This is a genomic window from uncultured Butyricimonas sp. (assembly GCF_959596855.1).
GTDB classification, from domain to species: Bacteria; Bacteroidota; Bacteroidia; order Bacteroidales; family Marinifilaceae; genus Butyricimonas; species Butyricimonas muris.
Genome location: NZ_CAUFYA010000023.1, coordinates 46158 through 71009, shown reverse-complemented (window position 1 = coordinate 71009; position 24852 = coordinate 46158). Strand labels below are relative to the sequence as shown.

The window sequence follows — 24852 nt, the reverse complement described above, 5'->3', positions numbered from 1 at the left end:
AACAAATGCGTAAACCACAGGTATTGATAGGTGCGGCGACTTCGGGAAGCGGGAAGACTACTTTCACGTTGGGTTTGTTGCGATTGTTGAGGAACAAGGGAATGAAAGTACAACCCTTTAAATGCGGACCGGATTATATTGACACGAAACATCACGCGATGGCTGCCGGGGAGGAGGCTGTCAATCTGGATACTTTTATGGCTTCGGCGGAACACGTGCGGCAAATCTATTCCCGTTACGGGACGGGGGCTGATGCCTGCGTGACGGAGGGAGTCATGGGATTGTTTGACGGGTATGACAAGATGAGGGGAAGTAGTGCCGAGATTGCCGGGTTGCTGGGGATTCCCGTGGTGCTGGTGGTGAACGCCAAGTCGACGGCTTATTCCGTGGCGCCCGTGTTACACGGGTTCAAGCATTTTTACCCGGGGATTCGTGTTGTCGGGGCTATCTTTAATTTCGTGGCGTCGGAGTCGCATTACGCTTACTTGCGGGGGGCTTGCGAGGATGTCGGGATTGAAGCGCTGGGGTATATCCCCAAGGATGAAGGGATTGTGATTCCTTCCCGTCATTTGGGGTTGTCGATTGACGGGAGTTGCTGTTTTGACGAGTTTGCCAATCGGGTGGCGGAGGTGATGGCTAAAACCGTGAACGTGGAGCGGTTGCTGGAGATTTGTACGACGGATTTCCCGGCATGTGGCGTGAACGGGGACGCGGAACGGGGAGAGATGAAGATTGCGGTTGCGCGGGATGAGGCTTTTAATTTCATGTACCGGGAGAATATCGGGGCTTTGGAGCGTGAGGGGGAGGTCGTGTTTTTTAGCCCGTTGCATGATACCGTGTTGCCGGAAGCCGATTTGATTTATTTGCCGGGCGGGTATCCCGAGTTGTTTCTTGCCGAATTAAGCGGAAATGAAGAGATGAAACAGGCTCTTCGTGCTTATTGCGAGGCGGGAGGGCGTGTGCTGGCGGAGTGTGGGGGAATGATGTATTTGTGTGAATCTATTGCCGGAACGGATGGTGTCGCTTATCCCATGGTCGGGGTTTTGAGTCGGGAAGCGACCATGGAACCCATGAAGTTGAAGCTGGGGTACCGGGAAGTGGTCTTGAACGGTAAGGCGATTCGGGGGCATGAGTTTCATTATTCCCGCGTGAAACCGGGGACGGAAGAGGTGGCTTGCGTGGGAGAAGTGTACAATGCTAAAGGGGGAAGGGTGGATACACCTGTTTACCGTTACAAAAATGTAATAGCGAGTTACGTCCATTTTTACTGGGGGGAGTGCGGGATGGAACGATTGTTGAATATGGCGTTACGGGATTCGGAATGACAATTTGTCCTGCGGCGGGTATTTTTGACAGGGGGCGTCGCGTGGCATATGTTTTGTTCGGGTTTATTCGGAGAATAGAATAAACTTTAAATAAAAGAGATATGATGAAAGAGAATTTAGTGAAAGCGTTTAACGCTCAGGTGAATGCCGAGATGTGGTCTTCTAACTTGTATTTGTCAATGTCCGTGTATTTCGCCCAGAGTGGGTATCCCGGGATGGCATCATGGATGAAAGCACAGTCTAAAGAGGAATTGGAGCACGCTTACGAGATGATTGATTTCGTGATTAAACGCGGTGGAAATATCGAGATTGGGCAAATCAATGTGGTGCCCGCGGCATGGGGGACGCCGTTGGAGGTGTTCGAGCATGTTTATGAACACGAGTGCCATGTTTCTAAATTGATTGATGATTTGTTGGATGTCGCTATCAAGGAAGGTGATAAAGCCGCCCAGAATTTTATCAATGGATTCGTGAACGAACAAGTGGAGGAGGAAGATACCGCGCAAACAATCGTGGAGCGTCTTCGGAAATTGGACGGGCACAATCTTGTGTATATGGACGATAAGTTGGGGGGACGGAAATAAATTAATGGAGGTGTGTCGGAACACACCTCCGGTTCATAAAGTTTATAAAGTTCGTAAAGTTGAGCCTTCGGCTCTTAAAGTCTGCGATGGTGTGTTGCGACACACCATCTTTATATGATGGAATAAATAGTGCAAATCAGTAAGACGGTAACGAGGCACACGGTTTGATTGACGCGGGCGGCTCGTTTGTAATCCCTGCCGGATAGTTCCCGGTCGTTGCTCCCGATATAGGGTTTTTCGACGAGGATACCGTGGTAGATGTTGGGTCCGCCGAAGCGGCAATTCAAGATGCCTGCCATCGCCGATTCGGGGTAGCCGGAATTGGGACTGGCGTGTTGCCGGGCGTATTTTCGAATGAAGCTGAAAATACCTTTTCGATAGCCGGATAAGGCCATTAGGAAAGCTGTCAATCGGGCGGGGATGTAATTCAAAATGTCGTCGAGATGCGCAGAACAGCAGCCGAAGTCCTTGTATCGGGCATCTTTGTACCCGAGCATGGAATCGAGGGTGTTTACCATCTTGTACATCATCATGGCGGGAAAGCCGCCCAAGGCGTAGAAGAATAGCGGTGCGACGACCCCGTCGCTGAGGTTCTCCGCCATCGTTTCCAGTACGGCAGTGTATATCTTTTTCGGGGGCAATTGACTGGTGTCGCGTCCCACTATCCATGAAAGGCGTTTTCTTCCGGCTTCCAATCCTCGCGTTTCTAGCGTGCGAATCACTTCCCCACCTTCTTGAATAAGGCTATGGTTTGCCAGACCGTAGAAGACGAGAACGGAGGCAACGATGTAGTAGACGGCGGGATGAATGAGCCAAGAACCCCATGCGAGCACTCCCCCCGTGCAGAGGGTGGCGAGAGGCAACCCGATAGCGATGAAGCAACCTTTGGCTTTACGGTAGTTCCCTTTGTTTAAATGTCGTTCGCACCAAGCGATGATATTCCCGAAAGCCACGATGGGATGGGGTAACTTTCTCGGGTCGCCGAAAAGTAAGTCGAGCAGGTACCCGATGACGAGGGGAACGATTATAATCGAAAATTGAAAATTGAAAATTGAAAATGAATTCATTTTAATTCTAAATCTTTTAGCGCGTTCACGAGCATTTGGTTTTTCTCTTCGGAGAGGGTGTTTATCCGGAAGTAGTGTTCATCCAATCCGCGGAAGTTGGAGGCGTCCCGGATTAAAATCCCGTGTCGTTCGATGAGATGTTGTTTCAGTTGCCTCGTGTCGAATTTCGTGTGCACGAGGAAGAATGAAGTACCTGAATTCAACGGGATGAAACCGGGGAGGTTGTCGAGTTGGTTGACGAATTGTTGTTTTCGTTTCATCAGTCGGCTCGTGTCGGGGAGTAGGTATTTCCCGTTTTTAAGTAAGAATTTACCGACCTCGATAGCCAGTGAATTGACGCTCCACGGGGATTTGAAAGCCCGGACGCGTTCTATCAAGGCTTCATTTCCTAACATGTAGCCCAAGCGTAAGCCGGGGATGGCGAAATTCTTGGTCATGGAATGTATTATCAATAGATTCGGGTAGCGGGACAATAGCGGTTCGCTGGTTTCTGCTGTCGGGGCGAAGTTGATGAACGATTCATCCACGACAAGCGTCATGTCCGGGAATTGTTGCAGGATGTATTCTATTTGTTCTCGCGTCCAGATGTACCCGTTCGGGTTGTTCGGGTTACAGATAAACATCAAATCTCCCGCGATGGGTTGGAAGTTTTCCAAAGGGATGAATGAGAGTTGGTGTTTGTATAATGTACAAGCGTCTTCATATTCGCTGAAGGAAGGTACCGGTAGTATCGTTTTCGCCCCCTCGAAAGCGTGGGCGATGAGGTAAAACAGCTCGGTAGCACCGTTTCCGGCAATCACGTTGCGCGGTGTCAGGTTGTGGCTGTTTGCCACTTCGTTTACAAAGGATTCGGCAGCGGGTTCCGGGTAATGGAATATCGTGTCGATTTGTGTCTTGAGGACGGAGCGGATGATGTCCGCGTCCGCGTCGTACCATACATTCGTGGAGAAATTGGCTTTAATATTTGTTCCTGTCTGGAACAGGTCGTCACCATGTCCGTTTAGCATTGTTATTTGGTTTTAAGTGTGGAGTATATATAGTCCATGTCAACACATGCTCGCACGTGCCGGGCTAGTTTGTCATATTGTTGTTCCTTAAACTCGGCGTAGTCGAATGTTTTCGGCGAGGCTTGGGTTAGACCTGTCGCCAAGTCATTCAGTACGACGTTGTTGTCCAAAATGCCGTGGAGGTAGGTGCCCCAGCATTTGTCGCTGAGCAGGTAGCCGTCCGCCTGTCCGTCGGGTAGCCGATTGAGAGGCGAGGCGGTTGCCCCGTCAAGCAGGAGGGTGCGTCCCATGTGGATTTCGTACCCTTGGCAAGTTTCCGGGTAATCGCGGAAGTTGAATTGGCGTTGTCGTGTGACTTTCTCCGGTTCCATGACCGTGACGAGTGGAAGGATACCCAAGCCCGGTATGGCGGGTATGTCGCCTTCAATCTGGTCGGGGTCCTCGATGCGGGCGCCCAGCATTTGGTAGCCGCCGCAGATGCCGATTACTTTTTTCCCGTCTTTGTGGGCACGAATGATTGCCTCGGCGATGCCGTTTGCCCGGATATTTTGTAAATCCGATATCGTGTTTTTGGTGCCGGGCAGGATGATGATATCGGCTTTACGGATTTCGTCGGTGTTGTTCGTGTAATAAGCGTGGAATCGCTCATCTCTTTCCAGCACGTTGAAATCCGTGAAGTTGGACATCCTTTTCAACAGTACGATAGCGACGTTGATTTTCCCGCTTTCCGCTTTCGCGTGTTTGGTTTCCAAGGAAACGGAGTCTTCCTCCTCGATATAGATATCCCGGAAGTAAGGGATGACCCCGACGACGGGTATGCCTGTCAATTCGTGCAGTAGGCGGCGTCCTTCGTCGAAAAGGGAGCTGTCCCCCCGGAACTTGTTGATGATGATTCCTTTCATTTGGCGTTTTTCTTCTTCCGACAGTAGGGCGATGGAGCCATAGACGGAACCGAAGACGCCGCCCCGGTCGATGTCTGCAACTAAATAGGTGGCGGCATCGGTGCGCAGAGCCATGCGCATGTTGGTGATATCCCGCTCCCGGAGATTCAATTCGGATATGCTGCCGGCTCCTTCCAGTACTATCGGGTTGTACCGGGCACGCAAACGCTCGTAAGCGGCATAGGCTTCGTTGAATAATCCGGCTTTGTTGTCGGACATGAAGTATGCTTTCGCAGACATGTTGCCGACGGGTTTCCCGTTTACTACCACTTGCGAGTTCTGGTCATTCGTGGGTTTCAGTAGCACGGGATTCATGTCGCTTTCCGAGGCGATACCGCACGCTTCCGCCTGTACGGCTTGGGCTCGTCCTATTTCCAACCCGTCGGGGGTGGAGAAAGAGTTCAAGGACATATTTTGTGCCTTGAAGGGGGCGGGATGATAACCGTCCTGTTTGAATATACGGCAAAATGCCGTGTTGATGATGCTTTTTCCCGCGTCCGAGCAGGTGCCGACAAACATGATAGAGCGAAGAAACATGTGTTAATTTTAGATTTTAAATTTTAGACCTATTGATTTCTTGATTTATGATTTAAGATTAGATGATTCCCATCCACTAACCAACGCTCTTTCAATCGTAAATCGTAATTCATAAATCGTAAATTATTTCTTTTTCTTGTAAAGAAAGGCTTTCCATTTTTCCTCTTCCGAGCCTTCTTTATCCATATCCCAGCGTGCCATGGTGAAAAGTAAATCGGAGAGGCGATTCATGAAGCGAAGGATGAGAGGGGGAACTTCATCTGTACGGTTTAGTGTCCATAAACGTCTTTCGGCTCTCCGTGCGATGGTGCGTGCCACGTGGCATTGGGCGGAAATCATTGTTCCACCCGGTAACACGAAATGTGTAGAGGGGTGTTGCAGCTCGTTATTCATCCGGTCAATTTGTTGCTCGCAAAATGTATCCAGAGCCTCCGGGAGTTTGTTCGGGTTCTGTGCCCGGATAGCGGAAGGGGTTGCCACTTGTGACATGACAATCATTAACGAGCGTTGAAGGTATGCTAATACTTCTTGGCGTTCGTCCTCTTCGTTCAAAAGAGCCCGGATGACACCTAGCGACGCATTCAGTTCGTCGAGCGTTCCGTTTGCCTCGATGCGGATGTCATCTTTATCTACCCGGCTACCCCCGTGTATTCCGGTGGTTCCTTTATCTCCTCCTTTCGTGTATATCCTCATAATAATTGTTTATATTTTATAATAAACCCGGGTTGTGTTTTCCATGATAGGGAGGTCTATCATGTCGATAGGGCGTTTCCCTTCAAGGTACGCGATGATAGCCCGGTTGAATGCCCCGTGACCGATGGCAACGATGCGTTGATTCGGGAAGTTCTCTTGCAGGTAATGGATAAAGTCGATGGCACGTTGAAAGAGAGCCTCGACGGATTCCACGCTGGGGGGAAGATGCAGCCAATCGACATCGTCCAATTGCTTCCCGGTATATACCCCCCAATCCATTTCCCGTAATAAGGGAGTTTGCAAGGGTGTTAGTCCGTGATGTTTTGCCACGGCGAGTGCGGTATCATAGCTTCGTGCCAAATCACTGCACACGACAGCGTCAAGTTGTTCATCCTTTAAGTCTTCCGCCAGATTCTCCGCTTGCGCTTTGCCCAAAGGGGAGAGTGTGCCGGGAAGTTGTCCTTGCAGGATATGTTGTTGATTTTCCAGTGTTTCCCCATGTCGGGAGAGTATAAGTTCAATCATCACTATTTTTTATTATCCACGATACAAAAATAGTAAACAATTTCATTTCTCACGGTATTCCCGGGGTGATTCTACTGTAATACTACCTTTACACGCTTACAACTCTCTTGTTGCACCGTTATTTTGCCCTTTTCCGGTGGAGGTGTAAGCGGGTGAAATGTGGGGTGTAAGCACCATGAGGTAGGATTACCGTGGGATAACCCAAGGATTACAGTTCTTTCTGCATGATAATGACGTCGAAGTCTTCCCCGAATTTATGTCCCACTTTTTCAAGTTGCGCGCAACGTTTAAACCCGTATTTCTCGTGAAACGATATGCTTTGAGGATTCTTGGATGAAATGTCGGCGAGGATTATCCGGATACCCCGTTTTTTCGCGTCGGTTTCCAGTATATCCAGACTCATTTTGCCTGCCCCGGCATGCGTGTAATGGGGGAGGATAAAATAACTGATTTGTGCCGTGTGTTTGAACGTGGGGAACGGGTGATAAGCACTTAAATAGCAGAACCCCGCGATGGCTCCCGTGTCTGAATCTTTTATGGCGTAGGCGGGATAGTCTTGTATTTTCTCCATTATTTTTTCAAAGAAGATGTCCGGCAATCGGGTTTCGGAAAAGGCTGCGAAACTGTTTTCAACGTAGTAATTGAAGATGTCCATAACCTCTTTCTGGTGTGTATTTCCTAGTTTTTCAAATGTGATGTTCATTGTGATTCAGGATATTGGTTTGGTCAAAGTTATAGAAAATATTGTATATTTTCCGGGATAATACTTTGCTTTTCTTGAAAAAATAGAGAGATTTGTTGTCTTGTTAAGTCTTTCGGTGTTTCCCGGAAGGAAATGAAAAGATGTAATATGGAAAAAAGTGTGCGGTTAAGATATTTATTATTGACATTGGGGATTGTTGTGTTGGGATTGCTTTCCCGGAAGACGAGTATCTGCTCGATTGACTTCGTGAGAATGTATGTCGGGGATGTACTTTGGGCGATGATGGTGTATTTCGGTTGTCGGTTGTTGTTCGTGAGTTTGAAGAAAAGTGTGTCTTTTTGGGGGGCGTTGAGTTTTTCTTACTTAATAGAGGTTAGTCAGTTATATCATGCACCTTGGATAGACTCTATCCGGGCGACGACGTTGGGAGGGTTGGTTTTGGGTTTCGGTTTCCTGTGGAGTGATATCGCGTGCTATACGGTGGGAGTGACTCTTGGATTTTGGGTGGATTCCTTGCCGGGATGGGGGCGAAAATAAATGTTTTATATTTTCCGGAATAATGTTTTGAATTTCTTGAAAAAACAGAGAAATTTGTCGCTATGATGAAAAGAAAACTAATATTGGTTACGGGCGGACAGCGTTCCGGGAAAAGCAGGTACGCGCAAGAATTAGCGTTGCATTTGTCCGAAAAACCGGTTTATCTGGCTACTTCAAGGGTGTGGGACGAGGAATTTAAAGAGCGGGTAAAGCGTCATCAACAAGACCGGGGAGCGCAATGGACGAATCTGGAAGAGGAGAAGTTTATAAGTAAATGTGACGTGCGGGGGAGAGTGGTTGTCATTGATTGTGTGACTTTGTGGAGCACGAATTTCTTTTTTGATAATGATTCGGACGTGGATAAATCGTTGGAAGAGATAAAAGAAGAGTTCGACCGGTTTACCCGGCAAGAGGCGACGTTTATATTCGTGACCAACGAGATTGGGATGGGGGGAATAGCTGTTGATCCCGTGCAGCGCCGTTTCACGGATTTGCAGGGATGGGTGAACCAGTATATCGGTCGTGCAGCCGATGAGGTGGTGTTGATGGTGTCCGGTATTGCCATGAGAGTGAAGTAAATAAAATATAATTTTTAATTGTATGAGAAGTTTTGTTATAAAAGAAACGGATAAGGCGATTTTGCCTGATTTGATTGATAAGATAAATAATTTGACGAAACCGAAAGGGTCGTTGGGATTGTTGGAGAAGGTTGCGGCTCAAATCGGTTTGATACAGCAAACTCTTTCCCCGGAGTTGAGAAAACCGCAGAATATCATTTTTGCCGCAGATCATGGCATCGTGACGGAAGGGGTTAGTTTTTCCGCTCCCGAGGTGACGGCACAGATGATTTCCAATTTCATCAAAGGGGGTGCCGGGGTGAATATGTTTGCCCGTCAACACGGTTTCGGGATTAAGTTGGTGGATTGTGGGGTGAACTGTGATTTTGGGCCTATGGAAGGATTGATTGACCGGAAGATTCGGAAGATCACTTCGAATTATTTGCACGAGGCAGCCATGACTGAAGAGGAGTTTGACCGGGCAATAGAGATTGGCGCGGAGATCGTGGATATGGTGTATGCCGAGGGGACGAATGTGGTGAGTTTCGGGGAGATGGGAATCGCGAATACTTCAACTTCTTCCCTGTGGATGACTTACTTGACGGGGATTCCTTTAGCGGATTGCGTGGGAGCGGGTAGCGGGTTGTCACGTGAAGGAGTGGAACACAAGTACAATGTCTTGCGTCGCTGTATGGAGAATTACAAGGGTGACGGTTCTGCTAAAGATATTCTTCGTTATTTCGGCGGATTCGAGATGCTGGCTGCCGTGGGAGGAATGCTTCGGGCTGCCGAATTGGGGATGATTATTATCGTGGACGGTTTTATCATGACGAATTGCGTGTTGGCGGGACTGGCTTTGTACCCGGCATTGACGGATTATTGTATCTACGGGCATCAGGGCGACGAGTGCGGGCATAAACTTGTGCTGGATTACTTGAAGGCGGAACCTCTGTTGAATCTTGGTTTACGCTTGGGGGAGGGAACCGGGGCAATCTGTGCTTATCCTTTACTGGTTTCAGCCGTGAACATGATAAACGAAATGGCTTCTTTTAAGTCTGCGGCGGTGACGAAGTACTTTAAATAATTGAAAATTGAAAGTTGAAAATTGAAAATGAGAGTGAATCACGGAATCTGAAATCACAGAATAAGCGTTGGTTCGTGCGGCTGGAATCTAAAATCTAAAATTTAAAATCTAAAATTACTATGCGTTCTCTTTTGGCGGCAGTGATGATGTTTACGCGTTTACCATTATGGAGATTGGTAAACGTGGATAAACGCTATTTTGCGGATGTGATTAAGTTCTGGCCGTTGGTGGGATTTTTGACGGGGGCGACAACCGGCGGTGTGCTCTGGTTGGCGGCACAAGTGTTGCCGTTGGGGGTGGCTTGTGTGTTGGCGATTATAGCCAGAATATTATTGACCGGGGCTTTGCACGAGGACGGGTTAGCAGATTTCTTTGACGGCTTTGGGGGAGGAACTTCCAAAGAGAAGATTCTGGCGATCATGAAAGATTCCCATATCGGGTGTTACGGGACCATAGGTTTGGTGCTTTATTTCATGTTGTATTATGCTTTATTATCGAGTTTCGACCCCGCAATGATTTTTCCTATCGTGATAGCCGCCGATTGTTTTTCCAAATTGTGTACAGCGGTAATGATAAACACGTTATCTTATGTCCGCAAGGAAGAAGAGAGTAAAACAAAGGTGATTTACAGTAAGGTACGAATACTTATTTTTGTTCTCGTGGGGGCTATCACGATGATTCCCTTCTTTTTTCTAAAAGATGCGTCATTCTGTTGGGCAGTGGTTCCCGCTATATTGGCGGCTGTTGCTCTACGCTTCTTCTTTAAGGCAAAGATAGGAGGCTATACCGGCGATTGTTGCGGGGCTTCCGTCTTGATTATCGAACAGGTATTTTACTTGGGAGTACTCGTGATCTGGTGTCGCTATCAATTTTTGTTTTAGATACATATTAATTTTATGACTGATATTAAGACTACAATTATAGCTTTGGAAAAACAAGCTTTAGAGTTATGGAATAACGGGAATCCCGACGGGTTTATCGAGTTGTCTTCTGATGATGTCGTTTATTTCGATCCTGCTTTCGAGAATAAACTGGAGGGTAAAAGAGCCTTGGAAGAATACTATGCTCATGTCAGGGGGAAGATTAAAATCGACTTGTATAAAATGATAAATCCTGTTGTGCAGGTATCTCCGGGAGTAGCCGTTCTGACTTATAACTATGAGGCTCATCGGGAGGGTAGGGTATTCAGAATGAATTGCACGGAAGTTTATAAATTGAACCCGTCCAATCAGTGGAAAATAATACACACACATTGGTCTTTTGTTCAGCCTAATAAGTAAGTATGAAAACACTTTTTCTTTTTCCCGCTATGATTTGGCTGTTGCTGAATGTCATGTCCGTGTCGGCTCAAGAGAATCATGTTCGGGCATTGCGTCCGTTGGAACAATGCATACTTGTTACGGATATGAGTGACCGGATAGAATCGGTAGAGTGGTTTCCTTTGCGTTTTCCCGATGGTTCGGCATTGGAATATCTCAGAAAGATGTTGGTATTACCCGACGGTCGTTTCCTTATTCATCATCAGAAAGATGTTGCTTGCTTTGATGCCAAGGGGAAGTATCTTTTTTCCATGGGACAGGCAAGTACCCCGGAAGAGGGATGCGGATTGATTCATGATATATGCATGAGTGTGGATCAGAAATACATGTATATGGCGGGACGGGATGATGTGGTGCTGTGTTTTGATTTGAAAGACGGGAAGTTAGTGAAGAAAATATTCTTGAAAGATAGCGAGAGGGTTTATAATTATTATGATATTGCCCCGTCTGCGGAAGGAGGATTCTTCCTTTACACGCCTTACGAGAATGACAAAGAAGGAGTTGTAGAGGGGCAAAAGATGTTAGTACAGTTCGATAGTACCGGACAAGAGGTCGGACGGTTTATCATGCGACCGGATTACGTGTTGCCGGGTTTCATGATAAGTCAGGCATGTGGGAATCAGTATTTTGTCCGGGTACAGGGAGGTGATAATGCCGGTTATCGTGTCAAAGACGGGATATTGCAGAAATATTGTACGATTGATTTCGGGACTAAGGGTATTCCTGCCTTATATATGTACACGAATGAGCAAGGAGGGAATATACAAAGCTACATGAGGGCTGATTATTTTAAAATGCCTATTTTCTTTAGCGAAACTGCCGGGTATTTTTATTTCTGTGTTTGTGGACCGAAAGCTAAAGAATATTATTTCCTGTATCCCCGTGGCGAAGAAAAAGGAATCTATTGGGAAGGGGATCAAAATGGTATGGTTATCCGTTTTTGGGCTTCCGATGACGAGTATTTCTATGCCATAACCGAATACGGTTTGCAGGATTATGACGTTCGGACGGTTGATCCCCTGTTGCGGGAAATCATGGCACGTATCGGGCTGGTATCCAAGGAAAAATTAAAGGGTTCTCAATTCTTGAAGATCAAGTTTAAGGATTGATATTTAGTTCTCTATTTTGATTCGGATAATGTGTCCGTCTGTTTGTTGAACTTGCAAGGTGCCGTCTTCTCCGATCGGGTAGACGGTTTTGTACTTGCAGGGAACAATCTCTTTTCCGTCCGTGTTGATATAGCCCTCTGTGTTTTGATGCCTGACAATAGCGTATCCCTCGGGGGTAAATTCTCCGATATAGGTGTACTTGCAAGGAATAAGTTCTTTGCCTTCGCTATCTCGTAAGCCGACCATGAATTCGTCATCCATGACGAGCAGGCGTCCGAGGTTCAGACTTAGCCAATAGATGTCTTTGTATTTACATGGAAGCATGACTTCACCCCTGATGTTGACCATGCCGAAGTGTTTGTTTTGAGAAATGCGGTACAGGTTACCTCCCAATTTCCCGATGGATTCGTAAATACAAGAAAGTAATTCGTTGCCCGAACTATCGACAAGCCCGTATTTTTGACTTTTTTTCACGCGAAATAGTCTGTTCCCGAAATCTTGAATATCCTCGTACTCGGCAGGGACGATTTCTCTTCCGGAACGATTCATGTACCCGTATTTCCCGTTTCGTTTGACGGGAGCGGTTTCGTAATTCTGGAAGTCTTCTATCCGGTCATATTTACATTCGGTCAGTTCCCTGCCGTCCCCGCTCATAAGCCCGAATTTATTGTCCCGTTCCACGCGTATCAGTTTGCCCTTGAATAGGTTCACTCTCCCGTCGCATAGCGTGAGGGAGGTATATTGGCAGGGAAGAATTTCTTTCCTGTCTATATCGAGAAGTCCATGAAGGGAATCTTGTGTCGTGAGGTATAGAATTGGACCGAATTTACGGATTTTATCGTATTGGCAAGGAAGGATTTCTTTCCCTTTTTTGTTGATGAACCCGAATTTTTGTTCCCGTTTCGCGAGAGCGATACCTGTAGAATCGAACTCTTCGATGTCGTCGTACAGGAAGGGAATAACGGTTTGATCAGTAAGGGTGATATAGCCGTATTTATTCAGTTTTTTCGCTTTGATAATCGTGTCTTCTCCCGGAAATTCGATTTCATCATACAGGCAGGGAATAATTTCTTCGCCGGTAGTCGCGATAATTCCTTGGCAGCGGTTGAAATAGACTTTTGCCACGTTGTTTTGGAAAGATTCCGCGGCATCGTATTTCAACGGGATAACGATATCGCCGGACATATTGATGTACCCGTATTTGCTGCCCATTTTGACAGCCGCCAAACCTTCTTGGAAGTCAAGAGCGTGGTCATATTTGTAGGAAATGATTTCTTCCCCCTTCTCGTTGATGAACCCCCATTTGCCGTTGGCAAGCTGGTGGGCGTATCCCGTGAAGTTGTAATTATTTTGGCATGAACATACAATTACTATGTAACAAACGCTTAGTATAAATAAAATAGAACTTTTCATTGTAGTTAGATTTACTTCTAATCGAATCAAAAATATAAATTAATTGGCAAAATTCTAGCAGGATAGGAAAAAAAAGACGATTTTTACAAAGTGAAAGATTGTATTATGGAAGTAATTTTGGTAAGACATACGAAAGTAAATGTCGTGCCGGGCATGTGTTACGGGAATACGGATGTGGATGTGGCTTCTTCGTTTGAAGAAGAGGCGGAGCGTGTACGGTTGGCATTATTAAAGCATGAGTTTGACGCTATTTATTCGAGTCCTTTGCAAAGGTGTCGTAAACTGGCTCTTTATTGCGGGTACGAGAATATGCTGTTGGACGAGCGATTGAGAGAATTGAATTTCGGGAGTTGGGAAGGACAGCGTTGGGACGAGATTCAGGATCCCCGGTTGCAGGAGTGGTATGACGATTGGTTAAGTATGCCGGCGGGAGGGGCTGAAAGTTTTTTACAACAATACAACCGGGTTTCAAGTTTCATGGATGATTTGAAAGAAACGAAAAGCCGGAGTGTCTGCGTGTTCACTCACGGGGGAACAATCCGGGCGGCATTGATTTATGCCGGGAAGTATAATTTTAATCAAGCTTTCACGGACGATGTGGATTACGGATCTCAAATCAGGATTACAATATGAGAAATATTGTTATTGTTTTATGCCTGTTATTCACGGTGAATCTTTTTGGTGAACAGAAAGAAAAAGAGGATGAATATATTCTATTGATTAGTTCGTATAGTAGTCGCTATCCTTGGCCGAAGATGATAGAGAATACTTTTCGTGACGAGGTGGGAAGAGTGGAAGGAAGGGTTAAAGTGTATAGCGAGTATCTGAATTGCGACAGGTTTTCTTCCTCTGAAATATGGTTGGAGAGGATGAGGATGATTATTCGGAATCATGCTTCCCGTCCTCCTAAAATTGTCGTACTGATAGCCGACGGGGCTTGGATGGCTTACCGGAAAGCCTATTCCGGGGAATGGGGGGGATGTAAAAGTACTGCTTGGCGGGGTCAAGGATTGGGGAATGGATTTTGACCGTTACTGTGACAAACAACATTTGTCCGCGAATGATTTCGTGGCAACGGCCGATTTGTGCAAGCGGTATAATGCGACAGGATTGACGGAGCGCGTGGGGGTGAATAAGACGATACATATGATGAAACGATTGTTCCCGGATACGAAGAATGTTGCCCTTATCGGGGATAATTGTTTTTACGGGATATTTGCCTCTTTACTTGCCCAGAAGTTTATCCCGGGAGAGCATCCGGAATTGAATTATATACCGTTGGACGGTCGTTTCCTCACGACGGATTCTTTGTTGCGGCGTTTACGGCAATTACCGGAACACACGGGTATCGTGTACGCGTCATGGTTGCAGGATGTTACCGGACAGACGAATGATTTCGAGAGAATGAACGACAACATTCTTGCGCTGGTGGGGCAGCCTGTGTTTTCTCTTTCCGATTGGGGCGGGAAAGGCGACGATTTTATAGGTGGTTATTATTATTCGTCCATGAATTACGGGCAACGGTTAGCCGGAATTGCCGTCGAACTGTTGCATGGGGCTGAGCCGGAAGATATACCGTTACACAATGCCAGTGATGATTTCGGGGCGCATCTGAACAAGAGTTTGGTCGTGAAGTATAACTTGGATCCGGCAGTCGTGGGAGAACCGGTAACTTATTTCAACGTTCCTCTTTCTTTCTGGGAAGAGAACAGGAGAGTACTGCTAAATGCGTTGATCGGTTCGTTGGTTTTTGTCTTGGCGGTAATGATCGGTTTCTATTTTTACCGGACAAAGAACTATTTGAAGTGGCAACGGAAGTTAAGCGAGAGTTTGAAGAGTTCTTTGGAGAACCAGCTTCATGTTTCGGAGACGCTGGAAACTTTTTTACAGGAGAAAACCGAGGCGGAAGCGGTGAATCAAATGTTGTTGCGGATGTTGGAGGAATATAATGCCGACCGGGCGTATATATTCGAACTGGACCGTTCCGGGCAATATTGTGACAACACGTACGAGATTGTGGCGGAAGGTATTGAACCTCAAAAAGAATACTTGCAACATATACTTTTGGCAAACTCGGGAAATTTTTATTCCATGGTATGGCAGAATGAGTTGCTTGCCGTGGATGATTTAGAGGCTACCCGCGGAAGCATACCGGAGGAGGAGTGGCAGATACTGGCGAATCAGGGTATTCAGTCTATTCTCGTGGCTCCTTTACATTCGAACAATCGTACATGGGGATTCGTGGGTGTCGATTTCGTGCGGGAAAAGAAGGTGTGGACGGAACAGGATAAATTGTATCTCAGCACGTTGTCGCATGTTTTATGCATTGGCATGTCCCACTATCGTTCGGAAATACTTCAAAAAGAGAGTGAATTGCGTTTCGGTTATCTTTATCGCAATACATCCTTGGCGATATGCCTTTTTGACGCTAAAGGGGTTTTGCAGGAAGTGAACGAGTGTTTCCTCGAGGCGACGGGAATCATGAACAAAAAAGACTTGTTGGGACTATCTCTCTATTCTCTTCGTTTCCTTTCCGATGAGCGTTGGAAAGTGCTGGACGGAACGGGACAACTGGTAATGGATTACGTGTTCTCTCCCAAGGCATGGAAAGAGGCGTACGGGATTTATTCCCGTCGGGTTTCTTCCTGTTATTTCACGGTTCACGTGAAAGAACTGAAAGATGAGGTTGATAATACTCTCGGGTATATGATGGTTTGGATTGATAACACGGTACTGGTGGAGGCGAGGGCGAAGGCCGAAGAGTCCGACCGTTTGAAATCTGCTTTTATTGCCAATATGTCGCACGAGATACGGACTCCCTTGAATGCTATCGTCGGTTTTTCCGAGTTGCTTACCACGGACGAGGAGGTGGAAAAAGAGGAGAGGGACGAGTATATCAAGTTGATACGGACGAACACGGATTTATTGTTGCAGTTGATAAACGATATTCTCGATCTGTCGAAAATTGAAGCCGGAGTGTTGGATTTTGTCCCGGAGAAAGTGGATTTGGAGTTACTTTTGTCGGGCATCGAGGCATTGTATAAGATGAAAGTCAGGGAAAATGTGAATGTTGAGTTTGTGAGTAAACATACCGGATTGCAGTTTTTGTTTGTCGATAAAAACCGGTTGAGTCAAGTGATATGTAATTATTTGAATAATGCCTTGAAATTTACCGCGAAAGGACATATTTATTTCGGGTATGAAGTCCGTGAGAATGACGTGTATTTCTTTGTCGAGGATACAGGTACCGGAATACCGCGGGAGAAACAGGAGTCTATCTTTCAGCGTTTCGTGAAATTGGATTCTTTCAAACAAGGTACGGGACTGGGACTTTCAATATGTTCCACTATCGTGGAGAAATGGAAAGGGCAGATTGGTGTAAAATCGGAAGAGGGACGAGGTTCCACGTTCTGGTTTACCGTGCCGAGATTATAGAGAGGAGTGTTCGTATGCACTGTTCTCTGCTTTCTTTTTTTCTGCACGGAGTTTTTTGCGCAATCCTTTCTCGACGGCAAGTACAAGGAAAACGATTAGAAATAGTATTGCGACGTTGAGCCACGTGCGGAAACTGGACTCGTAGAAGTCCGTCATGGCAAATTTAGCGATTGCGGCCAAGATTAATATATACAGACACGTGCGTACATTCCGCAGCTTCTTTTCCGTGGAAGCAATGATGTCATTATCGGAAGATTCCTTTTCTGTTTTCATGGCCTTGTGGTTTAGTACGTAATTATATTTCTGTAAAGGTATGAAATTAATTTTAGATATCAATCACGTGAAATTGCACTTATTCCCGTGTGTTGTAGAATTCCCGGTATCTTTCAATTGCATCCTCAAGCAATGCTTTTTCGATTTTCGGTTGACGTTCAAAGAAAGTGGTTTCTATTTTTATCTGGCTTCTTTGAGCAATCTTTTTCCAATTCCCGACAATTCTACCGTTATACAAGATGACGGGATAGAATATGCCATTGTTAGAGAATGCTTTCGGGTGGTGAACGGGGTCTATCACTGTGCCTCGCTCTTTATAGCTGATGAGGTATTCGTCATAGGAAGGCAAGAGATGAAGTTGTGGTCGCATGGAAGGTGCGTTAGAGCAGGATTCATGCACGTGTAACTCGAAAGAGCCGTATTTTTCCACGTGCAACTCCGATTTGATGGTTTCTATCGCTTGTTTGGCTTCCGAGATGAGCAAACCGGACCACCAAGTGAAATCTTCTAGGCTGGCAGGAGAATGGCTTCTGAAATAATAGGTAGCTAATTTAGCCAGAGCTTCTTCTTTGTGTAGCTCTTTTACGGGGGGAATACGTTCTTCCAAGAGAGCGTAAGTCGGTTTTTGTTTCCTATCAACACCGCTGCAAATGATACCTTCCGATTCAGAGCGGTTCAAACAATATTTCAAGAATATGGGATTACCGCTATGGCTCATTTGCACAAGAGTTTTCTCCAGTTCTTCCTTGGTTAGGCTCTTGCCTTCAAGAATTTTCTCTATGTCCTGTTTACATTTTTGATATTCTTTCTCGCCGATATTTATTTGGCTGCACCATGACTTGAATGCTGCTATATTACGTTGTTTGCATAGTTTCAGCATCCAGCGTAAATCTTCTGCCGCGACAATGTGCCACGTGGGACGCATGACATGGGTACGGATGATTTCTCCTTTTTGTAGAGCCTCTTCAACGACAGATAAAGAACCTGATTTTAGTCTTATTCCGATAGCCCATTTTACCATCGGGTAGTTTTGAGCTTGTATCGCACCCATCCATGTCACGAGTTCTTTCGGTGTTTCGAATCGTGAATTTATCAATTGTTGGCATTGCAGACGGATGTTTGTCAACATATGTGGGTTTGTAAAATTATAAGGTTTATAAAGTTCATAAAGTCTTTACCGCCACAAGCATCTTACTGAAAAAACTTATATACTTTATAAACCTTATGAACTATTCTATCGTTTTACTTCTTCTTTTACGTTCGTTTTCGTCCAAGTAAATCTTGCGAAGACGCATGGCTTTAGGGGTGACTTCCACGTATTCGTCTTCTTTGATATATTCCAGTGCTTCTTCCAAGCTGAATAATACCGGGGGAGCGATGTTCGTTTTCTCGTCCGAACCGCTGGCACGCATATTCGTTAATTTCTTGGATTTGCAGACGTTGATAACAATATCGTCTTGACGTGAACTTTCGCCGATTACTTGTCCGGCATATACTTCGTCGCCCGGGGTAATGAAGAATTTACCTCTATCCTGCAATTTGTTGATCGCGTAGGCAAATGAATCTCCTGTTTCCATGGCAATCAGCGACCCGTTGATGCGCATCTCGATATCTCCGGCGTAGGGCTCGAAACCTTTCAGACGATGTGCCATGACAGCTTCTCCCGCGGTAGCGGTCAGCAAGTTACTTCTTAAACCGATGATGCCTCTGGAAGGGATATCAAAAGTCAGGTGTACCCGTTCGTCACGGTGTTCCATGTTTGTCATGGTTCCTTTGCGGCGGTTGACCATCTCGATGGCTTTACCGGAAACCTCTTCCGGGAGGTCGATGGTTAATTCTTCCACGGGTTCACATTTCACGCCGTTGATTTCCTTGATGATTACTTTCGGTTGTCCGACTTGTAATTCATAACCTTCGCGGCGCATGGTTTCGATCAATACGCTCAAATGAAGGACGCCTCGCCCGAATACAATAAATGAATCGGCTGATTGCCCCGGCTCAATTCGTAAAGCAAGGTTTTTTTCCAATTCCCGGTCTAAACGGTCTTTGATATGGCGGGAAGTCACGAATTTTCCGTCCCGTCCGAAGAATGGCGAGTCATTGATCGTGAACAACATACTCATGGTCGGTTCGTCAATGGCGATGGGTGCAAGAGCTTCCGGGTTCTCGAAGTCCGCGATGGTGTCCCCGATCTCAAAGCCTTCGATTCCCACGAGTGCACAAATTTCTCCACATTCAACTTCTTCCACTTTCTGTTTGCCCATCCCTTCGAAGGTCATCAGATCTTTAATACGGGTTTTTATTTTGGTGACGCCGTCTCTTTTGCAAAGCGTGACGGGCATACCGGATTTCAACGTGCCCCGGGTTAATTTACCGATGGCAATCCGTCCCACGTATGAAGAATACTCCAAAGAAGTGATTAACATTTGGGGTGTCCCTTCCTGTACTTTCGGGGCGGGAATATCTTTGATGATAGCGTCCAGCAATGAAGTAATGTCTGTTGTCGGTTTGCGCCAATCCGTGGACATCCAACCTTGTTTCGCGCTACCGTAAACAACCGTGAAATCCAATTGTTCTTCGGTGGCATCCAACGAGAACATCAAGTCGAACACTTGCTCGTACACGAAGTCCGGGCGGCAATTTGTTTTGTCAACTTTGTTTACAACTACAATCGGTTTTTTACCTAACGCGAGAGCTTTTTGAAGCACGAAGCGTGTTTGCGGCATCGTTCCCTCGAAAGCATCAACTAACAATAAAACTCCGTCAGCCATATTTAATACCCGCTCCACTTCTCCACCAAAGTCGGCATGTCCGGGGGTATCAATAATATTTATCTTGTAATCTTTGTAATGAACTGAAACGTTCTTTGCCAGAATGGTAATTCCTCTCTCTCTTTCTAAGTCGTTGTTGTCAAGGATTAAATCTCCCGTGTTTTCTTTTTCTCTGAAAAGGTTTCCTTGAAAGATCATCTTGTCAACCAAAGTTGTTTTTCCGTGGTCAACGTGTGCGATAATCGCGATGTTTCTAATTTTCTGCATTTTGCTCCTATGGTATTAAATCCAAATAGGGCGCAAAGGTAGTATTTTTTTCATAGAAAAGGGGCTCATTGAGCCCCTTTTTTTATTCTACCCTGTTGGCACTTCCCAAAACGTTAATGGTTTTGTGCTTGTATAATTCTTTTAAAGCATCTCTTGCCGGTCCCAAATATTTGCGGGGATCGAACTCTGCCGGTTTGTTGGCGAACACTTCGCGAACGGCTGCGGTCATGGCAAGACGACCATCCGAGTCGATATTGATTTTGCAGACAGCGGAAGTGGCTGCTTTACGTAATTGTTCTTCCGGGATACCTACCGCGTCTTTCAACGCACCGCCGTATTTGTTGATCTTGGCAACTTGATCTTGCGGAACGGATGATGAACCGTGAAGAACGATGGGGAATCCGGGGATTCTTCTTTCGATTTCTTCCAGTATGTCAAAACGTAATGGAGGGGGTACTAATATACCATCAGCATTGCGGGTACATTGTTCCGGTTTGAATTTATTCGCCCCGTGAGAGGTACCGATGGAAATAGCTAACGAGTCAACACCCGTTTTCTTCACGAAATCTTCCACTAAGTCCGGGCTGGTGTACACGCTCGCGGCGGCAACCACGTCGTCCTCGATTCCTGCCAATACCCCGAGCTCTCCTTCCACGGTAACGTCATATTTATGAGCGTACTCTACTACTTTTTTGGTGAGTGCCACGTTTTCTTCATACGGGAGGGCTGAACCGTCAATCATCACGGACGAGAAACCCATCTCGATACAGGAAACGCACAATTCGTATGTATCGCCATGGTCAAGGTGAAGACAGATGGGGATATTACATCCTAATTCTTTAGCGTATTCTACCGCTCCTTGTGCCATGTAGCGTAGAAGCGTTTGATTGGCGTATTTACGCGCACCGCTTGATACTTGTAAGATAACAGGTGATTTCGTTTCCACGCAAGCACCGATGATAGCCTGCATTTGCTCCATGTTATTGAAATTGAAAGCCGGGATAGCGTATTTGCCTTCCATTGCTTTCTTGAACATTTCTCTGGAATTAACCAGTCCTAAGTCTTTGTAATTAACCATAGCTGATATGTTGTTTATATTTCGTGCATCAAAGTTATATATTAAAAACAGACTTTCACAAGGAAATGAGAGAAAAATTTCAAACGTTTGCGGAGATTGAAAATTCTTTGAATTTTCAAGTTGCGGGTTGAGCCTACGGCTCTGCAAGTTACAAGTTGCAGAGTCGTAGGTTGAAGTCACACGGACAAAAAAATAGAGTGGTTTACCACTCTATTTCTTGCAGCCCGTGTGACTTCAAATAATCATTCGCCCGGCTGAATTGGTGGTTACCGAACCAACCGCCCCGGTTTGCCGATAAGGGGGAAGGGTGGACGGATTTTAATACCAGATGGCGGTTCGTGTCGATGAAAGCACCTTTACGTTGCGCGTATGATCCCCAGAGGAAAAACACCAGATTGTCTTTACGCTCTGCGATGACTCTGATAACGGCGTCCGTGAATGTTTCCCAACCTTTGTTCTGGTGCGAGCCGGCTTGATGTGCCCTCACGGTCAACGTGGCATTGAGCAGGAGTACTCCTTGTTCTGCCCAGCGTTCCAGATTTCCCGAGGTAGGAATAGGGGTACCCAAGTCGTTTTGTATCTCTTTGAAGATATTTTGCAAAGAGGGTGGTTGCTCGATTCCCTCGGGTACGGAAAAACAAAGCCCGTGTGCCTGTCCGGGACCATGATAAGGATCTTGTCCTAGAATGACAACCTTTGTCCGGTCGGCAGGACAGTGGTCGAAAGCATTAAAAATGAGTTTGCCGGGAGGGTATATTTTCGTGGTACTATATTCTTGTTTCACGAATCGAATCAATTCTGAAAAATAAGGCTTTTCAAATTCATCTTTTAATAATTCCTTCCAAGAGGGCTCGATTTTCACGTCAACCATAACTTTAAAATTTTAGATTTAATGATTTTAGATTTTAGATTCCCACTGCACGAGGCGAACGCTCTTGATTGCAATTTAAAATTTAAAATCTAAAATTTAAAATTAGTAAGTTTTTATCTCAAATAATTTCGGCCAGTGTTTTCCGGTAACGTAAATCGTGCCCTTCTTTTCATTGTAAGCGATACCGTTCAACACGTCGTCGTTTTCGTCTAACTTGGCTTTCTCCGCGGGAGTCAGCATATTCGGTAACAATAGTTCTTCTGTTACTTCCCCTGTTTCCGGGTCGATAATCACGATGCGATCCGTGAGCCATTCGTTTGCCCAGATAAAACCGTTGATATATTCCAATTCATTCAGGTTGGTGACCGGACCTTTGCTATCGTATACCTCTACTGTTTTTATCACGGTGAACAGTTCCGGGTCTAGGTGATACAAACGGTCTGTCCCGTCGCTCATGACGAGCTTGTCACCCATGGTGGTAAGTCCCCAACCTTCCTGCATGGAATAGTCGAAGGTGGTCAATAACGTGAAGGTTGCCAAATCGTACACGAACGCTTTTTTGGATGTCCACGTGAGTTGATAAATTTTATCCTTGTACACGGTGATTCCTTCCCCGAAATAACGGGCATCCAAGCTCAGGGATGCTAACGTTTTGTTGCTTTCCAAATCAATCTTGCGTAGCGTGGACTGACCTTTTATCCCGGTTCCCTCGTACATGATTCCGTCGATGTAGACCAAACCTTGGGTGGAGGCGTCTGTTGCGTGGTTGTATGTCTTGACTAATTTGTAATTCAGTCTTTTCGGTGCTTTATCCGGCTTCACAATAAATGATTGGGTGGCGACTCCTTGCTTGCTATCCGGGTGGAAGGCGATAACTTTCAGCGTGTTCGTACCGCACTTTTCTTTCGGGAGCTTGAATATGTATTCTTTCGTGGTACTGTCAAGCGTGGCAATCTTTTTCTGGTTAAAAAAAAGGTGTGCCGAGTCGATCTTGTAGCGTTTGTTATTGGCGTACACTATTTTCAACTCTTGGTTAAATTGACAGGTATCACCTTTCATGGGATAGACAAATTGTACGCTTTTCACGTATTTCGGACCCGTGCCGCGTGCTTCTTCCGTGGTGGAAGAAACAGCCGTGTCCCCGGTGTTTTTGGCTTTATTTGTCCCCTGACAGGCAGCAACCAGAAGAATGGATAATAATATGTAATAGTAGCAAGAAGTCATAATATGCATCGTTGAATTATTCTAGTTCCCATTCGTAACCGTCCTTCGTGTCCTTGATCTGAATCCCGGCATTCTTCAATTCGTCCCTGATTTTATCCGAAGTTGCCCAATCTTTGTTTGCCCGTGCCGCCTTTCTGACATTCATCATGGCGTCGATTACCTTGCCAAGGGCTTGATTGCTGGCGCTGGAATCCGTTTCACCCTTCAATCCGAGGATGTCGAACACGAAACTGTCAAATAATTCCGTTAAGATTTGCAGGTTTTCGGCATCTATTTTTTCATTTCCGGCGGCGATAGAGTTAATCATGCGTACCCCATCGAACAAATGTGCGATTAGAATGGGCGTGTTCAAGTCGTCGTTCATGGCATTGAAACAATTGTCCCGTAATGTTTTTACATCCACGGTATTCTCGTTTGATGCTTTCAATTTATGCAATTGCACGATGGCGGACATCAGGCGCTCGTATCCTTTTTCTGCCGCTTTCAGTGCTTCATTCGAGAAGTCAAGCGGACTACGGTAGTGAGCTTGAAGGATAAAGAAACGCACGGTCATGGGCGAGTAGGCTTGTTCCAAAACGGCATTATCTCCGGCGAAGAGTTGGTCCAAGGTAATGAAATTGCCGAGTGATTTACCCATTTTCTGTCCGTTAATCGTTACCATATTGTTATGCATCCAATATCTCACGGCAGGATGTCCTTGTGCGGCTGTGCTTTGCGCGATCTCGCACTCGTGATGAGGGAATTGCAGGTCAAGACCGCCCCCGTGAATGTCAAACGTGTTGCCAAGGTATTTCTGGCTCATGCAGGAACATTCCAGATGCCACCCCGGGAAGCCCACTCCCCACGGGGAAGGCCAGCGCATAATATGTTCGGGAGTCGCTTTTTTCCATAGGGCAAAATCCACGGAGTTCCGTTTTTCTTCCTGTCCGCTGAGTTGTCTTGTATTTACCAGTAACTCGTCTATTTTTCGTCCGGAAAGAATCCCGTAATGGTATTTTTTACTGTAACGCTCCACGTCGAAATAGATATTCCCTTCGCTCTCGTAGGCATATCCTTTGTCGATCAGGGTTTTGATTAATTCCTGCTGTTCGATGATATGTCCCGATGCGTGAGGCTCTATACTGGGAGGGAGCGTGTTCAGTTGTTCCATGTTCTTGTGATAACGGTTCGTGTACAATTGCACGACTTCCATGGGTTCCAACTGTTCCAGCTTTGCTTTCTTCGCGATCTTGTCTTCTCCGTCATCCTCGTCATTCACGAGGTGTCCCACGTCCGTGATATTGCGGACGTATCTCACCCGATAACCTAAATATTTGAGATAACGAAACAACAAGTCGAACGTGATGCCGGGGCGGGCGTGTCCTAAATGTGCGTCCCCGTACACGGTAGGCCCGCAGACATATAACCCCACGAACGGGGGGTTCAACGGTTCAAACAACTCTTTCTTTCGACTTAGCGTGTTGTATATCGTCAACTTGTTTTCCATAATTCTAAAGTACTATATTGATATGATTCAACAAAAGTATGAATTT

25 protein-coding genes are annotated in these 24852 nt (G+C 46.0%); 11 read left to right on the top strand and 14 right to left on the bottom strand.

What is annotated here, in order from left to right; all coding sequences use genetic code 11:
- Window positions 1–5 precede the first annotated feature (5 nt).
- Window positions 6–1325 (top strand): cobyrinate a,c-diamide synthase, encoded by a 1320-nt coding sequence (locus Q5866_RS11340; RefSeq protein WP_303180307.1) that lies wholly within the window; start codon window positions 6–8, stop codon window positions 1323–1325.
- A gap of 101 nt (window positions 1326–1426) precedes the next feature.
- Window positions 1427–1909 carry a ferritin gene (locus tag Q5866_RS11335; RefSeq protein ID WP_303180306.1) on the top strand — a complete coding sequence of 161 codons (483 nt, stop codon included), beginning with the start codon at window positions 1427–1429 and terminating at the stop codon, window positions 1907–1909.
- Window positions 1910–2019: 110 nt separating this feature from the next.
- Here the strand turns inward: Q5866_RS11335 and cbiB are convergent, their stop codons facing one another.
- From cbiB to Q5866_RS11305, 6 genes are all read right to left on the bottom strand, one after another.
- Window positions 2020–2976 carry an adenosylcobinamide-phosphate synthase CbiB gene (gene cbiB, locus Q5866_RS11330; protein ID WP_303180305.1) on the bottom strand — a complete coding sequence of 319 codons (957 nt, stop codon included), beginning with the start codon at window positions 2974–2976 and terminating at the stop codon, window positions 2020–2022.
- The gene (locus Q5866_RS11325) at window positions 2973–3983 is read right to left on the bottom strand and encodes a histidinol-phosphate transaminase (protein WP_303180304.1); all 1011 of its coding nucleotides are present in this window, start codon (window positions 3981–3983) and stop codon (window positions 2973–2975) included. The genes cbiB and Q5866_RS11325 overlap by 4 nt, the downstream gene beginning before the upstream one ends.
- Window positions 3984–3985: 2 nt before the next feature.
- Window positions 3986–5461 (bottom strand): cobyric acid synthase, encoded by a 1476-nt coding sequence (locus Q5866_RS11320; protein ID WP_303180303.1) that lies wholly within the window; start codon window positions 5459–5461, stop codon window positions 3986–3988.
- Between the two features lie 123 nt (window positions 5462–5584).
- Entirely contained in the window at window positions 5585–6154 is a 570-nt protein-coding gene (locus Q5866_RS11315; RefSeq protein WP_186974524.1) for a cob(I)yrinic acid a,c-diamide adenosyltransferase, read from the bottom strand.
- Between the two features lie 9 nt (window positions 6155–6163).
- Entirely contained in the window at window positions 6164–6685 is a 522-nt protein-coding gene (locus tag Q5866_RS11310; RefSeq protein WP_186974968.1) for a histidine phosphatase family protein, read from the bottom strand.
- Between the two features lie 202 nt (window positions 6686–6887).
- Complete coding sequence (locus Q5866_RS11305) at window positions 6888–7382, bottom strand: GNAT family N-acetyltransferase (RefSeq protein WP_099290863.1); 495 nt, start codon at window positions 7380–7382, stop codon at window positions 6888–6890.
- A 147-nt stretch (window positions 7383–7529) separates the two neighbouring features.
- Between Q5866_RS11305 and Q5866_RS11300 the strand changes: the two genes are divergently transcribed.
- From Q5866_RS11300 to Q5866_RS11275, 6 genes are all read left to right on the top strand, one after another.
- Window positions 7530–7919, top strand: a complete 390-nt coding sequence (locus Q5866_RS11300; protein ID WP_176554953.1) for a DUF2809 domain-containing protein — start codon at window positions 7530–7532, stop codon at window positions 7917–7919.
- 65 nt (window positions 7920–7984) lie between these two features.
- Entirely contained in the window at window positions 7985–8497 is a 513-nt protein-coding gene (locus Q5866_RS11295) for a bifunctional adenosylcobinamide kinase/adenosylcobinamide-phosphate guanylyltransferase (protein ID WP_227215819.1), read from the top strand.
- A gap of 22 nt (window positions 8498–8519) precedes the next feature.
- The gene (cobT, locus tag Q5866_RS11290; protein WP_303180302.1) at window positions 8520–9560 is read left to right on the top strand and encodes a nicotinate-nucleotide--dimethylbenzimidazole phosphoribosyltransferase; all 1041 of its coding nucleotides are present in this window, start codon (window positions 8520–8522) and stop codon (window positions 9558–9560) included.
- A gap of 119 nt (window positions 9561–9679) precedes the next feature.
- Window positions 9680–10441: an adenosylcobinamide-GDP ribazoletransferase gene (gene cobS / locus Q5866_RS11285; protein WP_186974521.1), complete on the top strand. Its 762-nt coding sequence runs from the start codon at window positions 9680–9682 to the stop codon at window positions 10439–10441.
- A 15-nt stretch (window positions 10442–10456) separates the two neighbouring features.
- Complete coding sequence (locus Q5866_RS11280; RefSeq protein WP_303180301.1) at window positions 10457–10840, top strand: nuclear transport factor 2 family protein; 384 nt, start codon at window positions 10457–10459, stop codon at window positions 10838–10840.
- A 2-nt stretch (window positions 10841–10842) separates the two neighbouring features.
- Window positions 10843–11988 (top strand): hypothetical protein, encoded by a 1146-nt coding sequence (locus Q5866_RS11275; protein ID WP_303180300.1) that lies wholly within the window; start codon window positions 10843–10845, stop codon window positions 11986–11988.
- A gap of 3 nt (window positions 11989–11991) precedes the next feature.
- Here Q5866_RS11275 and Q5866_RS11270 read toward each other — a convergent pair whose 3' ends face one another.
- Window positions 11992–13401: a WG repeat-containing protein gene (locus Q5866_RS11270; RefSeq protein WP_303180298.1), complete on the bottom strand. Its 1410-nt coding sequence runs from the start codon at window positions 13399–13401 to the stop codon at window positions 11992–11994.
- 105 nt (window positions 13402–13506) lie between these two features.
- Between Q5866_RS11270 and cobC the strand changes: the two genes are divergently transcribed.
- The 3 genes from cobC to Q5866_RS11255 are packed head-to-tail and all read left to right on the top strand — an operon-like array spanning window position 13507 to window position 16836.
- Window positions 13507–14034, top strand: coding sequence for an alpha-ribazole phosphatase (cobC, locus tag Q5866_RS11265; protein WP_303180297.1), 528 nt, complete (start codon window positions 13507–13509; stop codon window positions 14032–14034).
- Entirely contained in the window at window positions 14031–14429 is a 399-nt protein-coding gene (locus Q5866_RS11260; RefSeq protein ID WP_303180295.1) for a hypothetical protein, read from the top strand. Before cobC ends, Q5866_RS11260 begins: the two co-directional genes overlap by 4 nt.
- Window positions 14419–16836, top strand: a complete 2418-nt coding sequence (locus Q5866_RS11255) for a GAF domain-containing sensor histidine kinase (protein WP_303180294.1) — start codon at window positions 14419–14421, stop codon at window positions 16834–16836. The genes Q5866_RS11260 and Q5866_RS11255 overlap by 11 nt, the downstream gene beginning before the upstream one ends.
- Here Q5866_RS11255 and Q5866_RS11250 read toward each other — a convergent pair.
- The 7 genes from Q5866_RS11250 to cysS all read right to left on the bottom strand — a co-directional run bounded on the left by Q5866_RS11250 (window position 16831) and on the right by cysS (window position 24806).
- Entirely contained in the window at window positions 16831–17109 is a 279-nt protein-coding gene (locus Q5866_RS11250; RefSeq protein WP_227215682.1) for a hypothetical protein, read from the bottom strand. The two genes, Q5866_RS11255 and Q5866_RS11250, sit on opposite strands and share 6 nt — an antisense overlap.
- Before the next feature lie 79 nt (window positions 17110–17188).
- A complete protein-coding gene (locus Q5866_RS11245; RefSeq protein ID WP_303180293.1) occupies window positions 17189–18238 on the bottom strand; it encodes a winged helix DNA-binding domain-containing protein in 1050 nt (349 codons plus the stop codon).
- A 100-nt stretch (window positions 18239–18338) separates the two neighbouring features.
- A complete protein-coding gene (typA, locus tag Q5866_RS11240; protein ID WP_099290855.1) occupies window positions 18339–20147 on the bottom strand; it encodes a translational GTPase TypA in 1809 nt (602 codons plus the stop codon).
- A gap of 82 nt (window positions 20148–20229) precedes the next feature.
- Window positions 20230–21225 (bottom strand): class II fructose-bisphosphate aldolase, encoded by a 996-nt coding sequence (locus Q5866_RS11235; protein WP_099290854.1) that lies wholly within the window; start codon window positions 21223–21225, stop codon window positions 20230–20232.
- Between the two features lie 202 nt (window positions 21226–21427).
- A complete protein-coding gene (ung, locus tag Q5866_RS11230; RefSeq protein ID WP_099290853.1) occupies window positions 21428–22096 on the bottom strand; it encodes a uracil-DNA glycosylase in 669 nt (222 codons plus the stop codon).
- Between the two features lie 102 nt (window positions 22097–22198).
- Window positions 22199–23320 carry a glutaminyl-peptide cyclotransferase gene (locus Q5866_RS11225; protein ID WP_303180292.1) on the bottom strand — a complete coding sequence of 374 codons (1122 nt, stop codon included), beginning with the start codon at window positions 23318–23320 and terminating at the stop codon, window positions 22199–22201.
- Window positions 23321–23336: 16 nt separating this feature from the next.
- Window positions 23337–24806 (bottom strand): cysteine--tRNA ligase, encoded by a 1470-nt coding sequence (gene cysS, locus Q5866_RS11220; protein ID WP_303180290.1) that lies wholly within the window; start codon window positions 24804–24806, stop codon window positions 23337–23339.
- Between the last annotated feature and the right edge of the window lie 46 nt (window positions 24807–24852).

What these genes read in the sequence shown, in the direction of transcription:
- Q5866_RS11340 (WP_303180307.1), top strand. Translation starts at nt 6, where the DNA reads ATGCGTAAACCACAGGTATTGATAGGTGCGGCGACTTCGGGAAGCGGG.
- Q5866_RS11335 (WP_303180306.1), top strand. Translation starts at nt 1,427, where the DNA reads ATGATGAAAGAGAATTTAGTGAAAGCGTTTAACGCTCAGGTGAATGCC.
- cbiB (WP_303180305.1), bottom strand. Translation starts at nt 2,976, where the DNA reads ATGAATTCATTTTCAATTTTCAATTTTCAATTTTCGATTATAATCGTT.
- Q5866_RS11325 (WP_303180304.1), bottom strand. Translation starts at nt 3,983, where the DNA reads ATGCTAAACGGACATGGTGACGACCTGTTCCAGACAGGAACAAATATT.
- Q5866_RS11320 (WP_303180303.1), bottom strand. Translation starts at nt 5,461, where the DNA reads ATGTTTCTTCGCTCTATCATGTTTGTCGGCACCTGCTCGGACGCGGGA.
- Q5866_RS11315 (WP_186974524.1), bottom strand. Translation starts at nt 6,154, where the DNA reads ATGAGGATATACACGAAAGGAGGAGATAAAGGAACCACCGGAATACAC.
- Q5866_RS11305 (WP_099290863.1), bottom strand. Translation starts at nt 7,382, where the DNA reads ATGAACATCACATTTGAAAAACTAGGAAATACACACCAGAAAGAGGTT.
- Q5866_RS11300 (WP_176554953.1), top strand. Translation starts at nt 7,530, where the DNA reads ATGGAAAAAAGTGTGCGGTTAAGATATTTATTATTGACATTGGGGATT.
- Q5866_RS11295 (WP_227215819.1), top strand. Translation starts at nt 7,985, where the DNA reads ATGAAAAGAAAACTAATATTGGTTACGGGCGGACAGCGTTCCGGGAAA.
- cobT (WP_303180302.1), top strand. Translation starts at nt 8,520, where the DNA reads ATGAGAAGTTTTGTTATAAAAGAAACGGATAAGGCGATTTTGCCTGAT.
- cobS (WP_186974521.1), top strand. Translation starts at nt 9,680, where the DNA reads ATGCGTTCTCTTTTGGCGGCAGTGATGATGTTTACGCGTTTACCATTA.
- Q5866_RS11280 (WP_303180301.1), top strand. Translation starts at nt 10,457, where the DNA reads ATGACTGATATTAAGACTACAATTATAGCTTTGGAAAAACAAGCTTTA.
- Q5866_RS11275 (WP_303180300.1), top strand. Translation starts at nt 10,843, where the DNA reads ATGAAAACACTTTTTCTTTTTCCCGCTATGATTTGGCTGTTGCTGAAT.
- Q5866_RS11270 (WP_303180298.1), bottom strand. Translation starts at nt 13,401, where the DNA reads ATGAAAAGTTCTATTTTATTTATACTAAGCGTTTGTTACATAGTAATT.
- cobC (WP_303180297.1), top strand. Translation starts at nt 13,507, where the DNA reads ATGGAAGTAATTTTGGTAAGACATACGAAAGTAAATGTCGTGCCGGGC.
- Q5866_RS11260 (WP_303180295.1), top strand. Translation starts at nt 14,031, where the DNA reads ATGAGAAATATTGTTATTGTTTTATGCCTGTTATTCACGGTGAATCTT.
- Q5866_RS11255 (WP_303180294.1), top strand. Translation starts at nt 14,419, where the DNA reads ATGGATTTTGACCGTTACTGTGACAAACAACATTTGTCCGCGAATGAT.
- Q5866_RS11250 (WP_227215682.1), bottom strand. Translation starts at nt 17,109, where the DNA reads ATGAAAACAGAAAAGGAATCTTCCGATAATGACATCATTGCTTCCACG.
- Q5866_RS11245 (WP_303180293.1), bottom strand. Translation starts at nt 18,238, where the DNA reads ATGTTGACAAACATCCGTCTGCAATGCCAACAATTGATAAATTCACGA.
- typA (WP_099290855.1), bottom strand. Translation starts at nt 20,147, where the DNA reads ATGCAGAAAATTAGAAACATCGCGATTATCGCACACGTTGACCACGGA.
- Q5866_RS11235 (WP_099290854.1), bottom strand. Translation starts at nt 21,225, where the DNA reads ATGGTTAATTACAAAGACTTAGGACTGGTTAATTCCAGAGAAATGTTC.
- ung (WP_099290853.1), bottom strand. Translation starts at nt 22,096, where the DNA reads ATGGTTGACGTGAAAATCGAGCCCTCTTGGAAGGAATTATTAAAAGAT.
- Q5866_RS11225 (WP_303180292.1), bottom strand. Translation starts at nt 23,320, where the DNA reads ATGACTTCTTGCTACTATTACATATTATTATCCATTCTTCTGGTTGCT.
- cysS (WP_303180290.1), bottom strand. Translation starts at nt 24,806, where the DNA reads ATGGAAAACAAGTTGACGATATACAACACGCTAAGTCGAAAGAAAGAG.